Source organism: Streptomyces sp. NPDC020898, from assembly GCF_044333925.1.
Classification (GTDB): domain Bacteria; phylum Actinomycetota; class Actinomycetes; order Streptomycetales; family Streptomycetaceae; genus Streptomyces.
In genome coordinates, this window is the sequence record NZ_JBIRRV010000024.1 from 60,064 (window position 1) to 72,999 (window position 12,936).

At 69.0% G+C, this 12,936-nt stretch carries 13 protein-coding genes and 1 pseudogene; 7 read left to right on the top strand and 7 right to left on the bottom strand.

Annotation, left to right across the window (positions count from 1 at the left end):
• Positions 1-34 precede the first annotated feature (34 nt).
• On the top strand, positions 35-358 hold the full coding sequence (locus ACH4TV_RS42720; protein WP_398406795.1) for a hypothetical protein: 324 nt from the start codon (positions 35-37) through the stop codon (positions 356-358).
• A 10-nt stretch (positions 359-368) separates the two neighbouring features.
• Here the strand turns inward: ACH4TV_RS42720 and ACH4TV_RS42725 are convergent, their stop codons facing one another.
• The 3 genes from ACH4TV_RS42725 to ACH4TV_RS42735 form a co-directional block, all read right to left on the bottom strand.
• Positions 369-797 carry a GNAT family N-acetyltransferase gene (locus tag ACH4TV_RS42725; RefSeq protein WP_398406796.1) on the bottom strand — a complete coding sequence of 143 codons (429 nt, stop codon included), beginning with the start codon at positions 795-797 and terminating at the stop codon, positions 369-371.
• A gap of 54 nt (positions 798-851) precedes the next feature.
• Positions 852-1,379: an aspartate carbamoyltransferase gene (locus ACH4TV_RS42730; RefSeq protein ID WP_398406797.1), complete on the bottom strand. Its 528-nt coding sequence runs from the start codon at positions 1,377-1,379 to the stop codon at positions 852-854.
• A 112-nt stretch (positions 1,380-1,491) separates the two neighbouring features.
• Positions 1,492-2,889 carry an MFS transporter gene (locus tag ACH4TV_RS42735; RefSeq protein WP_398406798.1) on the bottom strand — a complete coding sequence of 466 codons (1,398 nt, stop codon included), beginning with the start codon at positions 2,887-2,889 and terminating at the stop codon, positions 1,492-1,494.
• 104 nt (positions 2,890-2,993) lie between these two features.
• On the opposite strand from ACH4TV_RS42735, the gene ACH4TV_RS42740 reads away from it, so the two are divergent.
• From ACH4TV_RS42740 to ACH4TV_RS42755, 4 genes and pseudogenes are all read left to right on the top strand, one after another.
• Positions 2,994-3,614 carry a TetR/AcrR family transcriptional regulator gene (locus ACH4TV_RS42740; RefSeq protein WP_398406799.1) on the top strand — a complete coding sequence of 207 codons (621 nt, stop codon included), beginning with the start codon at positions 2,994-2,996 and terminating at the stop codon, positions 3,612-3,614.
• A gap of 54 nt (positions 3,615-3,668) precedes the next feature.
• Positions 3,669-3,980: a hypothetical protein gene (locus tag ACH4TV_RS42745; protein ID WP_398406800.1), complete on the top strand. Its 312-nt coding sequence runs from the start codon at positions 3,669-3,671 to the stop codon at positions 3,978-3,980.
• A gap of 408 nt (positions 3,981-4,388) precedes the next feature.
• A pseudogene (locus tag ACH4TV_RS42750) lies at positions 4,389-4,583 on the top strand (IS256 family transposase); the annotation flags it as partial.
• A gap of 1 nt (position 4,584) precedes the next feature.
• Complete coding sequence (locus ACH4TV_RS42755) at positions 4,585-5,358, top strand: FKBP-type peptidyl-prolyl cis-trans isomerase (RefSeq protein ID WP_398406837.1); 774 nt, start codon at positions 4,585-4,587, stop codon at positions 5,356-5,358.
• A gap of 396 nt (positions 5,359-5,754) precedes the next feature.
• On the opposite strand, the gene ACH4TV_RS42760 is transcribed toward ACH4TV_RS42755, so the two are convergent.
• On the bottom strand, positions 5,755-7,716 hold the full coding sequence (locus ACH4TV_RS42760; protein WP_398406801.1) for a DUF2599 domain-containing protein: 1,962 nt from the start codon (positions 7,714-7,716) through the stop codon (positions 5,755-5,757).
• A 487-nt stretch (positions 7,717-8,203) separates the two neighbouring features.
• On the opposite strand from ACH4TV_RS42760, the gene ACH4TV_RS42765 reads away from it, so the two are divergent.
• The gene (locus ACH4TV_RS42765; protein ID WP_398406802.1) at positions 8,204-8,536 is read left to right on the top strand and encodes a hypothetical protein; all 333 of its coding nucleotides are present in this window, start codon (positions 8,204-8,206) and stop codon (positions 8,534-8,536) included.
• A gap of 50 nt (positions 8,537-8,586) precedes the next feature.
• On the opposite strand, the gene ACH4TV_RS42770 is transcribed toward ACH4TV_RS42765, so the two are convergent.
• Both ACH4TV_RS42770 and ACH4TV_RS42775 read right to left on the bottom strand, forming a co-directional pair.
• Positions 8,587-8,874: a hypothetical protein gene (locus ACH4TV_RS42770; protein ID WP_398406803.1), complete on the bottom strand. Its 288-nt coding sequence runs from the start codon at positions 8,872-8,874 to the stop codon at positions 8,587-8,589.
• A gap of 191 nt (positions 8,875-9,065) precedes the next feature.
• Positions 9,066-9,206 (bottom strand): hypothetical protein, encoded by a 141-nt coding sequence (locus ACH4TV_RS42775; protein WP_398406804.1) that lies wholly within the window; start codon positions 9,204-9,206, stop codon positions 9,066-9,068.
• Positions 9,207-10,096: 890 nt separating this feature from the next.
• Here ACH4TV_RS42775 and ACH4TV_RS42780 point away from each other — a divergent pair.
• Positions 10,097-12,010, top strand: coding sequence for a S41 family peptidase (locus ACH4TV_RS42780; protein WP_398406805.1), 1,914 nt, complete (start codon positions 10,097-10,099; stop codon positions 12,008-12,010).
• A 265-nt stretch (positions 12,011-12,275) separates the two neighbouring features.
• On the opposite strand, the gene ACH4TV_RS42785 is transcribed toward ACH4TV_RS42780, so the two are convergent.
• Complete coding sequence (locus ACH4TV_RS42785) at positions 12,276-12,665, bottom strand: transposase (RefSeq protein ID WP_398406806.1); 390 nt, start codon at positions 12,663-12,665, stop codon at positions 12,276-12,278.
• Between the last annotated feature and the right edge of the window lie 271 nt (positions 12,666-12,936).

A 12,936-nucleotide genomic window follows, 5' to 3' on the forward strand; every position in this document is an offset into this window, starting at 1 on the left:
ACGTTCGCGACCCGCTGCCTCTACCGGACGCCTCGTGGACGCGGTGTTCGCGCACATGCTGCTGTGCATGGCGCTGTCGACGAAGGAGATCCGCGCTCTTGTCGGCGAGGTCGGCCGGGTGCTGCGGCCCGGCGGCGCCTTCGTCTACACCGTCCGTCACACCGGCGACGCCCACTACGGCTCCGGTACCGCTCACGGCGACCACATCTTCGAGCACGGCGGCTTCGCCGTGCACTTCTTCGGCCGCGCCCTCGTCGACGCTCTCGCCGACGGCTGGACACTGAACGAGGTCCACGCCTTCGAGGAGGGTGATCTGCCGCGCCGGCTGTGGCGCATCACTCAGACCCTGCCCCGGTGAAGGCCGGAGATCAGGTGCCCATCACGCGGTACATGCCGATCGAGTCGTGCGTGGCGGTGTCGGCGAAGCCGAACTTCTCGTAGAGGGTGCGCGCGGGGCCGTCCGCGATCAGAGAGACGTAGGCAGTGGCGGGTGCCCGGCGCTCCAGTTCCTCGGTGAGCGCGGTCATGATGCGCCTGCCGAGGCCGCGGCCCTGGTGTGCGGGGTGGACGCAGATGTCGACGATCTGGAAGGCGGTACCGCCGTCACCGATGACGCGGCCCATGCCGATGGGCTCTCCCTCGTGGTGGAGGACCACCCCGTGCCAGGTGTTGGGCAGGGCGAGCGCCACCGCGTCCGGGGCTTTGTCGGAGAGGCCGGCATCGGTGCGCAGGCGGCGGAAGACTGCCACAGAGGGCACGCCCTCGCTCACCTCGTACGGGTCGTTCAAGCTGTCCACTTCCGATCGTGCGATGTGTGCGGCGACGGACTGCCGCCGTGCTCGTCTCGTTGGTCAGTGGCCGGTTTCGGCGTGGTCGCCGTGGTCGCCGAGCTGTGCCTCGAACCAGTCGTGCAGGGCGTCCACCAGGGCGGGCTCTTCGGTGGTGTAGGTGAGGGTGGCTCCGTCGGGCCGTTCCCGGTAGCGGACTTCGATGCGTTTGTAGCCCTCTTGAAGTTTCGCAAGGCCCGGCATGCTGTCCCCGTGGATCTGTGCGGGATCGCCGAGGTCGCCCTGGCCGAACGCCTTGGCCTCCTGCTGGAGGTGGGTGCGTATGAGGGTGACCTGCTTGGCGTCGTCGGGCTGGTCGGCGACGACGTCCTGGATGCCGCCCGTCTCGGTGGGTGTGAAGCGGTGGGTGGTCTGTTCGAGGTCGAAGGGCATCACGGTACGACCGCGCTCGGCGACCGCCTCCTGCCGGTCGGTCCGTCCCTCGTCACTGTCCTGCCAGGGGCTGCCGATCAGGAGTGCTGTGCCCAGTGCCGCGCCGACACCTGCCGCGGTGATGCCAGCTGTCAGCATCCGACGCTTGCGGTGATTCATCCAGTGCCTCCGTGAGCCTGTCGAGGGCGTGCAATACGCGGGCCCCGTTGTGGGTGGGATCGCCCTGATGCGGTGACCAACAGGGCGCATCGGGCTGGTCATCGGCTTGGGCTTACTGGTGCTTGGCGGGGATCAGCCACAGGGCGATGACGGCGGAAGCCGCGGCCAGGCCCGTGGCGACGAGGAACGCGTCGTCGAAGCCGGAGCCGGTCTGGGTGCCGGTGTGGGCGGCGATGCTCGTGGCGGCGGCGCTGGAGACGGCCGCGGCGCCGGCCGCGGCGCCGAACTCGTGGAAGGTGCTGACGATGCCCGATGTCACCCCGGCCTCGTGGGGAGCGACGGTGGCGAGTGCGGTGGCGGAGGCAACGACGAACAGGGCGCCCAGTCCTGCCGCGGCGACGCTCACGCCGGTGACCATCGCGACCGTTCCGGACCACAACACCGGCAGGAGGAACCCGGCGGTTGCGACAGCGAGGGAGACCACCGCTAGGAGCCGTGCTCCCAGACGGCCGATCACGCGGCCGGCGGCCGCTGCGGCGGCCATGGTCAGCAGCGCCACCGGCAGGAACAGCACGCCGGTCATCAGGGCGCCGTGGCCCTGGCGGTTCTGGAGGTAGAAGGAGCCGAGGAAGAAGGCCCCCACCATCAGGGCCGTGGTGACGGCGATGACGAACGTGCCCGCCACCACCGGGCGTCGGCCCAGCAGACGCAGGTCCATCAGCGGCGCCGCCGCCCGGCCCTGCCAGAGGGCGAACGCCGCGTAACCGGCTACCGAGGCGCCGACCAGGACCACGGTGACGATGTCGAGCCAGCCGTGGTCACCGGCACGGATCAGCGCGTAGATGAGGGCGCCGGTCGCGGCGGCGACCAGAGCGGCGCCGGGTATGTCGAGGGAACCGGTGGCCGCACGGGGCAGGCCGGGCAGGATCCGAGCGAGCGAGACGAGGACGACCAGGCCGACGGGGACGTTGACGAAGAAGACCCAGGCCCAGCCCGGACCTGCCGTGATCAGCCCGCCCAGCAGCACGCCGAGCGCGGCACCCCCGCCGCCGAGCGCCGACCAGATGCCCAGCGCGCGGTTGCGCTCGTCGCCGTCGAACAACCGCACCACCACCGACAGAGCGGCAGGCGAGAGCATCGCGGCGCCTACCCCCTGGGCGATCCGTGCGGCGAGCAGCAGCGGGGCGCCGGTGGCGAGCCCGGCCGCCAGCGACGCAGCGGTGAACACGGCGAGCCCGGCCAGGACGACCCGCTTGGGACCGAAGAGGTCCGCGGCCCGGCCGCCGAGCAGCATCAGGCTCCCGAACGTGAGGGCGTATCCGCTGACCACCCAGGTCAGTGCCGCGCGGCCCAGGTCCAGTTCCACGCCCATGTCCGGCAGTGCGATCGCGACGACGGTGATGTCGAGGATCAGCATCAGCTGGGCCAGCCCCAGCAGCCCCAGGGCCGTCCAGCGCAGCGGATGCGGTGCATCCGGTGCGCGTGTGGTGGTGGTTTCCGTGTCGCTCATGACGCTCACCCCTCGTCGTTAAGTCGTACAGGTGTGTTCACGTTATACGCCCGGGGGGTATAAGCCAAACAGTGCTGTACGACTTACTGGGGTACCGTGGGCGCATGGGCAGCAAGAACTCCACGGCCACCAAGCGCGCCGACGCTCTGCGCAGCATCGAGGCGATCGTGCAGGCCGCAGCCGAATGCCTAGGACGCAACCCCGAGGCGAGCATGAGCGAGATCGCACGGGCCGCAGGCGTGGGCCGGGTGACGCTGTACGCGCACTTCGCCTCCCGGGCGGAGGTCGTCGACGCGGCGATGAGCCGCGCCATCGACCGCGGCAACGAGGTCCTGGACACGGTCGACCTCACCGGTGACCCACGGCTCGCCCTGGCGCGGTACATCGAGGCCGGCTGGCACCTGGTTGACCAGGCGAGGGCGCTGCTCGCCGCCGCGCAGCGGGAACTCTCCGCCGGACGCATCCGCGAACTGCATGCCGGGCCCGCCGCCCGGGTCGAGGAGCTGGTCGCCCGTGGCCGCGCCGAGGGAGCCTTCCGCACGGACCTGTCGATCGCCTGGATGGTCAATGTCCTGCACGCGGTCATGCACAGCGCGGCAGAAGAGATCCGCGCCGGTCGCCTCACCTCCGACCGCGCCGCCGACCACATCACCGCCACGGTGCTCGCCGCCTTCACGCCCCCGGGTGCACCGGTACCCGAGACCGGCGGCGGGGCCCGCCCGTGACCCGAAGCGAAGAGCTGCGAACCCCGAGGAGTCCTCGGTCAGTCCGCCCGAACGGTGATCTCGACGGCGGGCGTCGGTCAGGCGGTGAAGGGCGGTCTGGTGCGGGAGGAGGTCGTCGCGCAGCCGTACGAAGCGGACCGGGTGGCGGTAACGGCCGGCGTCGACGGCGGTGTCGGAGACGAACTCGGCCACCATCTCCGGTCTCACTGTGCGGAACTCCAGCTCGCCACCAGCTCCCCATCTGGCGCTGAAATGCCGCCCGTGCCAGGGGTGTTCGGGGCCTGCGGGTACCAGCCGCTGGCCCAGCTCGCGGCGGACCGAGGTGTTCAGTGCAGTGGTGCGGGCGACCAGGCGCAGGTCACCTGAATCGTCGTAGCGGCCCAGCAGGATGGTGAGCGGACTCTTCGGCGAGCCGGTGACCGCGCCGATCACCGCTTCCGACGTGATGCGGGACCACTGGTGAAGTGTCGGTATTCGAGAGGTGCAGTATTCGTCCGCAGGGTGAGCAGCCCGGTGGCTCGGCCGTGTGGCCAGGGTTTGCCGTTGACGGTTGACCACTTCCTCAGCTGGTTGCTGACCGCATGGAAGGGATGGAGGTCAGGCGAGCGACTCCCGTCCCGGCTTCAAGTTCTTCTCTCAGCTTCTGGAGCAATGCTCGGGACTTGTGGATCGGTCCTCGGGGCGGGACGCGGAGGGCGTACCTTCCCGACTGATCCTTTGATGGTCACCGAGTAGGCCCGCGTTCGCTGCGCGGGTCGGGAAGGCACGCCACCGATGCTCAGCGTAGTGAACGCCGACGGTTCGACCGAGTCCGGCTCCTTGATCGACGAGATCGTCCGCGAGGGCGCCCGGCGGATGCTCGCCGCCGCGCTGGAAGCCGAAGTCAACCAATACATAGCTGAGCTGGCTGCCGAGACGGACGAGGCTGGGCGCCGCCTGGTGGTTTGCAACGGCCACCACCGGCCCCGTGGTGCCCACACTGACCGGGCGCGGCCCGGCCGTCTCCAACCACGACATCGCGGTCGTCAACTACACCGCCCGCGCGTGGAAGGCGGGCAAGGACCTGCCCTCCACCTTCCGAAAAGACGGGAAGGCCGGCACACCGCTCGTGTTCACCGTCGGGAAAGGAACGGTCCTCCCAGCGCTCGACCGCGCGGTGCAGGTCCAGCGAGTCGGCAGCCGGATCCTGGTGATCGCACCGCCGTCGGCTGCCTACGGCACCTCGGGCAACTCCAGCATCGGGGTGGCCCCGACCGAGACCGTGGTGTTCGCGGTGGACATCGTCGGCACCGTGGACGCCCGCGCCACCGTCAAGGGCCGGCAACACGACACCGGTGGAGAACTGCCGAGTGTCCAGGCGGAGTCATCGACTGTCTCCATCGGCGTGCCCGACACGGTTCCCCCGAAGGAACTGACTTCCCGCAGCATCGTCGACGGCGCGGGACCACGTGTGCGCTCAGGCCAGACGGTTGTTCTCAGACGAGCCGGCGCGGTGTGGAACACCAACCGGGGCAAGGATGAGGCCACCCTGTTCGACGCTTCCTGGAGCACAGGCCCAACGCCGGTCGTCGTCGGCCATGCCAACCTCATCCAAGGACTCGACCGGGCACTCGCCGGCACCAAGGTGGGCAGCAGGATGTTGATCGTCGTACCCCCGACGCTCGGATACGGCGCCCAGGACCAGAAGGGAATACCCGCCCGGTCCACCCTGGTCTTCGTCGTGGACGTCCTGGCTGCGGTCTGATCAGCAGGACCCAGCACTCGATGGGACGGCTCATCCCTCAACGGCGGTCTTGGCCCTCACCGGCATCAAAGGCTCGGGCGATGGCCAGGGCCGCCGCAATGAGCACTGCGCATCGTGAAGTTGCTGGCCACGGGCCTGGTGTGCGCAGGGTTCGGGATGATCGGGCTGGCCGCGGGCGGATGACTTCGGCGAAGATCGTCGGTCTGAGGGAGACTTCGTGGTTCGTCAGGACCAGCAGGCGGTGATCTCCGACGCCCACCCGGGCCGGACCACCGAGACCCGGAACCGAGCCGCGCACCGGCACTGGCCGGGAGGCGGCAACCGGATCCCACCGATCACGGCCTCCCGGCCAGCCGCCGGTTACCGGGACATGCTTCTACTCGTGCGGTGTGCGGATCAGGCCGCCGTGTCCTCCTGCAGGTCCAGGCGGAGCGCGGGCAGGGCGTCGAGGAGGTTGCCCACGGTGTCGCCGAGCGGGGCCGGGAGCTGTGGCACGCCCGGGAGCCAGCCTGTGTCGATCACGGTGAGGCCGGTACGGAGCGGTTTCGGCTGCGCCTCGTCCAGGTCCCAGCTTGCGCCCGGGGTGCTGTCGTAGGAGGGGACGGCGGGCGGGATCTCCCCCTGGGAGAGCGGCCAGGTCACGCCGCGAAAGCGGCCCGACTCCAGGTATCCGAGGAAGCCGTGGGTCGCGGAGCGGCCCTTGACTGCGGCCTTGGCGTCCGGAGTGATCACCAGCCAGTCGAGGTCGGTGGAAACGATCGTGAGCTGACCGGTTGCGGTGGGCACGGAGAGCTTGACCGCCCCGGCGGGCACGGTGGAGCCCGCCGTCGGGTATTTGGCCAGAGCGGTGAAACCCAGGCCGTCGTCCAATGTTCCGGCGCCGGAGGCGAGACCGGCGCGCGGGTCGTACACGACGACCATGTGCTCCGCGTCGTCCTTGCCGCCGCCGTCGTCGTCGGTCACCTCGACGGCGACGGTGTCCATGCCCGCATCGTCGTAGACGTGGCTGGTGTCGCAACGGCCGTTCTCCGCAGGGAAGTTGGAGGTGCTGCCGTCGTCCCAGGTGACCTTGCAGGTGTGGGTGTCGTTGCTGCCGGGGTCGGTGAAGGAGGCCGACACGGCGACCTCGCTCTCGACGCGGTGAACGTCCCAGTCCTTGGGCGCCATCACGTCCAGCGTCGGGGCGACGTTGCGGACGGTGACCGTGGCGCGGTCGCTGACAGGCTGGTTCACGCCGTCGTCGGCGGTCAGCTTGACGGTGTACGTGCCGTCGTCGGTGCAGGTGAGGGTGGTGCGGGGGGCGGTGGGGTCGGCGAAGGCGCAGGTTGCGCCCTCGTCGACGTTGTCGCCTGGGGTGTACGTCCACTTCGTGGCAGGGGTGCCACCGTCGTCGGCGGCCGTGCCCTTGAGGGTGACCGCTGAACCCTCGTCGACACTCACGTCGGGGCCGGCGTCGACCATAGGGGCGAGGTTCTCGGGGTCGCCGCCATCGGTGGGTGGGCGGCTGAACCAGCCCTGGTCTTCCGTCGTACCCCAGTTGCAGCCGTGGATGGCAATGTCCTCGGTCACCAGTTCCCAGGCGATGTTCGGACGCTCCGCCTCCAGGTCCCAGGTGTGGCCGCCGAGGACGCCATAGGCGTTGAATCTCACATGGCACCACAGCTGCTTGTAGAGCGACTCCGCCTGATCGTCGGTGACGGTGCCCGGCCGCGGAAGGCGATCCGTCACGTGATCCCAGATCTGCGCTGTATAGGAGTCGACGATGGCGTCGACATCGAGCCCCTTCGCCTTGTCCGTGGGGACGACCGTCACGACCAGGGTGTCCCCGCCGGTGTCGTACTCGTCGCGATAGAAGCTGGCGTGCGTGTACAGGTCGCTACCGTCGTCGGTGTAGGAGCCGACCCAGTCGTTGATCACATTGGTGCTGCCCAGCTGGTTGCCGTCGGAATCCTTGGCGGTGAGGTGCCACTGCAGGGACGCCATGACCGACTCTTCGTAACCGGTCTCGACCGAGTACAGCTTGAAGGGGAGAAAGCCACCGGTGCAGTCGTCCGCGCTCCAGCCGTCGACGGCCCGTCCCTCGATCGTCCAGCTGACGACGGGACCTTCGCCGTCGTCGCACTTGTCCATCACCTGGAAGAAGTTGGGCTTGTCAGGGCTGGCGTTCTCGTGTGCGTGGTAGTACCACAGACCGGAGTTGAAGGACGCCGCCATGACGATGTCGCCGTCCTTGTTGTAGATCTTCCCGTTGCTCGTCGCGGCCTCTGCTTCTTTCGTGGCGCCAGGGCCGAACGGTACGGCCAACAGGCCGATGCCGAGGGCGAGGACGGTGACAAGGCGCAGTAATGTTCTTCTCATCGCGAGAGTTCCCCCATGGACTCTGGCCACGCGGGTACCCCGTGCCAGAGGGCCGGGTCCTGCGCGCAGCATGCGGTAGGAGCGTAGGGGGAGACAAGGCGGTCGTGGGTGCGTGAGGCGTGTGACTGATGCGGGCATTCTGTGTCAACTGCGCTGCAGGCCACGGGGAGGTAGGACCGCAAATGGGCGACCACCCTAGTGCGGGACGTGCATCGTGAAATTGCTGATCGTGGGTGTAGTGTGCGTGGGCTTCGGGATGCTTGGGCTGGTTGCGGGCCGTACGTGCTGTTGTGCCGGGCCCTGAAACGGGCCTCGAAGGTCGCGGTCGCCCGGTACGCGTGGCACGGCCGTGGGCGGGCCGGTCTGCTCCGGGTCCGCGGGGACGTGATCGCTTCTGCACGGTCTCCTCTGGCCGGACGAAGTCCGAGACCCCGCCGCCGCGGCCCCGGCTCCGGTCCAGCTGGACGATGACGAGATCGACCAGGCGGTGACCCTGATCGAGGCCATGACCCGCGACGACCTCACCGGCCCGGAGTTCACCGACCGATACACCCACGCCCTGCACCAGGTAATCCAGGCCAAACAGGAAGACCGCCAACCGCCGCAGGCCCCGGCGCCGGCGTCCCGGTCAGGGGAGCTGGTGGACCTGATGGCCACGCTGCAGGAGTCCGTCAGCAAGGCCCGGGTGGCGCGCAGCGAGACGCTCGACACGGATACGGCCGAAGCGCCGGACACGCCCGCGAAGAAGGCGCCCTCCCCGAAGGCTTCCTCGAGGACCGCCCGGCAAGCGGGCGGTCGGCGCGGTACGCCAGCACGCTGACCTGCCGTGGTCGGGGCCGGGGTGTCCGCCGTCGTGGTTGGGCCCGCGGCTTACGTCGGCCAGCAGTCCGGCGGGGGGCTGGACGCCACGACACCGTCCAGGACCCGGTCGCGCAGCTGGACTGCGAGCCCGTCAATCGCGCTGACCAGGGCCAGGAGGACGTCCTCCCCCTCGCCGGAATCGACCGCCGCTACGGCGTCGTCCAGGAGTTGCAGGGCGTCACCGGCAAGTTCTGTGCGGGCGGCGCGCTCCTGCGCGCTGGCGCCAACCAGTTGATCAGGGGTGAGGGCCGCGGCGATGCCGTCCATCTGCTCCCGGGAGCAGGCCAGTTGCTGCATCGCTGATTCAAGACGTTCTGATAGCACGATCCTGAAACGACGCACCGCCACCGAGGTCACCCAAGGCTTCCTATGTCGCGGCGAGCGACGCCGGCGCGGGAAACCACCACGGAACTGGGACCAGGACACGGGTGTTGGGCCAGTCCTCCAAGGAGGCGGTCGTCTTGGTGGTCGTCACGGGCTGCGTGTGGTCACCGTGCGGCGGCCTCCTTGTCGACCTTCAGGAGCAGCAGGTCGTAGACCGGTCCACCGGGCTCGTTGCGGTACGGGCCCGCGTACGTGTAGCCGAGGCGTTCGTACAGGGTGCGGCCGGCGGTGTTGTCCGGGCGCACCAGCGGAGCGAACCGGCGGACCCGGCAGTTCGCGCGCGTTGCGGATCGCTCCTACAACGCTGCTGTCGCCACCGGGCCAGCAGTCTCCGCAAGCGACTACTTCGCTCAGCCGACCATGCCCGGCCAGCCGCCCTCACCTGCATAGACAGCGCTGCCCGGGCGGCAACTGCCGCCCGATTGTCGCGACGGCGCCCGGTAGCCCGCCCCGACCGAGCCACCTCCGATGTCGCCCGAGCACCGGCTCGATCACCTGCTCTGAATTCCGATTCCGCCGCCGGCCGCAACCAGCCGGGGCCCCAGCTCACACGTCCCGCGGGACCAACTGCGGAACATCCAGAGGTGGTTGACGGTTCATCTGTATGTGGCTGCGGAGGGGACAGTGTCCCCGGGCCTCACCTCCAGCCCATGGGGACGGTCGTTCGGCTGAAGCCCCATGGAGCCTTTCGCCGCGAGGCGACCGCCCTCCGCACGCCACCACCTACCGCCCCGGCTGGTCTCCCCCGTCCAGCCGGGGCTTCACGTCGTCTGGGGTGCGTGGCTCCCGCTCTCGCGATGAGTGGTCAGTAGTCCTCGGGTGCGCGGGGAGCGGCGGAGCCGGCCAAGGTCAAGCCGGGTCAGGCTGTCGAGCACGTGGTATCCGGGGTGAGACAAGCGGACGATGTCCTGGTCGACCCCCAGTGAGATGCCGAAAAAGCTGCCGTCCTGGAGTTCCTCCGTACGAGGCCATGCCGCAGACGACGACCGTGTTGACTCACCTTGACCCCGGCCCACATTCATTCGTTGGATGACGCCGCAGAGGCTGGACGGGTGAAGTGATTCGTGGGCTCTACCGATCGGGGCACAGTCGGCCGATAACAGGGAACAGTTGCACACCGACCAACGGAGGCATCATGGGCCGAGTCACCACCGACGCCACTGCCGAGTACCTCACGCGAACGGCCCCACCCGTCCGCGAGCGTCTGGCGGCCGCCACGCAACTCGAAACCTTCCTGGCGGGCGCCGGAGCGCTCACGCTGGAGCAGAGGATGCTCCTCGTCGATCAGGCCCTGGTGCTGATGGAGCAGAACTACGTACACCTGCCCCTGAAGATCGCGATGCACGCGGTCAACCCCGTACAACGGCTCCGCCTCATCCGCCGACAGCTGGAGCAGCAGACGGACGACAGCATGCCGCCCGAGTGGCTCTTCCACTCGGAGATGTCCAAGGTGTTCCACTCAGTCCGGGACCTGCACACCAACTACCAGCTGCCCGCGCCGTTCGCCAAGAAGATCGCCTTCCTCCCCTTCCGGGTCGAAGAGTGCACCGATGGACCGAAGCCCCGTTTCCTGGTCACGCGCATTACCCAGGGTTTCTCCGTACCGGGCTTCGCACCGGGCGTCGAGATCACCCACTGGAGCGGCATCCCCATCGAGCAGGCCGTCGAGCTCAACGCCGCCCGGTTCGCCGGAAGCAACACGGCTGCGCGCCGCAGCCGAGGCATCCAGTCACTGACGGTGCGCTCCCTCTCGGCCCATCTGCCCCCGTTCGAGGAATGGGTGACCGTCAGCTACACAGGCACAGACGGCGACGCGCACGAGCTGCGTGAGAACTGGCAGATCGTGGAGAACCTCCCACCGATGACCGGCCCGCTCGGTGAGGCCGCGCTCCTCATGGGCATGGACTACGAGGGCGACGAGATCTCCCGGGCCAACGTCATGCTCTTCGCCCCGCGCGTCGTTGCGCAGCAGCGGGCCGTGGAGGCGGGTGAGTCCCCTGATTCCGCGGCGGGCGAGATCGTCAGCATGATGCCGAATGTCTTCACCGCCCGCACCGTCCAGACCCCCTCGGGCGCCTTCGGTCATATCCGTATCCACACCTTCTCCGTCCAGGACGCCGGTCCCTTCGTCGAGGAGTTCGTCCGGCTCATCGGGCTGCTGCCCCAGAACGGTCTGATCGTCGACGTGCGTGACAACGGCGGCGGTTTGGTCTGGGCATCGGAGCTCACCCTCCAAACCCTGACACCACGCCGGATCACGCCGGAACCGTTCCAGTTCATCTGCACCCCCCTCAATCTGCGGATCTGTCACAGCAGCCCCCGCCTCCGCCCCTGGGTGAAATCCATGGAGCAGGCCATCGAGACCGGGGCCGCCTTCTCCGACGGCCTGCCCCTCACCCCGGAGGACTCCGCCAACGCCATCGGACAGCAGTACTTCGGCCCGGTCGTTCTCATCACCAACGCCCGGTGCTACTCCGCCACCGACATGTTCGCCGCCGGATTCCAGGACCACAAAATCGGCACCGTGCTCGGCACCGACGACAACACGGGAGCCGGCGGCGCCAATGTCTGGGCGCAGGGCGACATCATCACTCTCTTCCCGGTCACCCCCTCGCCGTACCGCCCCCTGCCGAACGGAGCGGGCATGCGTGTGGCGATCCGCCGGTCTCTGCGGGTCAGTGACCGGGCCGGTACGCCCCTGGAGGACCTCGGCGTTGTACCGGACGAACGTCACCGGATGACTCGCCGGGACCTCCTGGAGGGCAACGTCGATCTCATGGCACGTGCCGGTGAACTCCTCAAGGCGCAGCCGGTACGGGAGTTGACCATCACGGACGCCACACGCGCCGACGGCTCGCTCCGTCTCAAGCTCAAGACGGCCAACGTCGACCGCGTGGACGTGTACCTCGACCAGCGGCCCCGCACGTCCGTGGACATCCCCGACGGCCAGGCCGAAGTCGTGGTTCCGGGGGCCACGGCCGCCGAGTCGGTGCGAGTGGACGGATTCGCCCAGGGCAAGCTCGTCGCCGCCCGCAGCTGGCGCCTGTAGACGGGGTGTCGAACCGGGCCGGGGAGCGGCAGGAGGAGGTGGCGCTGTGCCACCCGCGCCCATCTCCACGGGCATCTGCCCTCGTCCCGGCTCGGTCTGCCTCCCCCGGATGCACCGCTTCTCGCCTCCTGCACAGGGCTGGGACTGTTCGCGGTCGCCGTGTTCCACTGCGGGAAGCGAAGATCGCGTACCTCCGCCAGCACGCGGGGCGAATCGGTGGCCTGCTTGCCGCCCGGCTTCACCGGGCCCCGGTCCTTGAGCGCGGTCAGCAACAGGTCAAGCCTTTCTCCTCCATCCCGTGCTCGACCAACCGCGTGCGGAACTCGGACAGCACCGAGGCGTCGAACCCGGGATCATCCAGTTCCAGGCCGAGCGCGTATTTTTGGTCCATGCCGTACCGCACCCGATGCGCTGCCGCCCGGTCGCTGAGGTTCTCGGCGAACTGCAACACCGTCACCAGCGCCTGCTGGCCCGGTGACCAGCCCGGCCGCCCTCTGGATCCGAACGCCTCGGCAAACTCGGCGTCCACGAACAACTCGCCCAGCTCGTCACGGGCCCGCATCGCCAACGGGTACGGGCCCCGTGCCGCCACCGCCCGCGCCACCTGCGCGGTCAGCTCGGGCACCTTCGGCCACGGCCTCGGCCGCGTCGTCATCCCACACCCCACCCGCGACCGGGAACGTCCGGACGGCCGCTACTGCCCTGGCCAACGAGCTGCCAGCCCTTCCGGGCACGGAATAAGCCAGCAGGATCGGTGACAGCGTTCTTACCGGCACGACGCCCGTGAGTTCAGCGTGACTGAGGGACTTTCACCGGGAACCCACAGCGTCTTCTGCGGATGTGCTCGAAAGTGCGGTGGGTTCGTCGCCGCCGTATCGGCAGGATTGTTTTCGACAGGTTCCATGAGAGCCACCCGGGCAACGAGA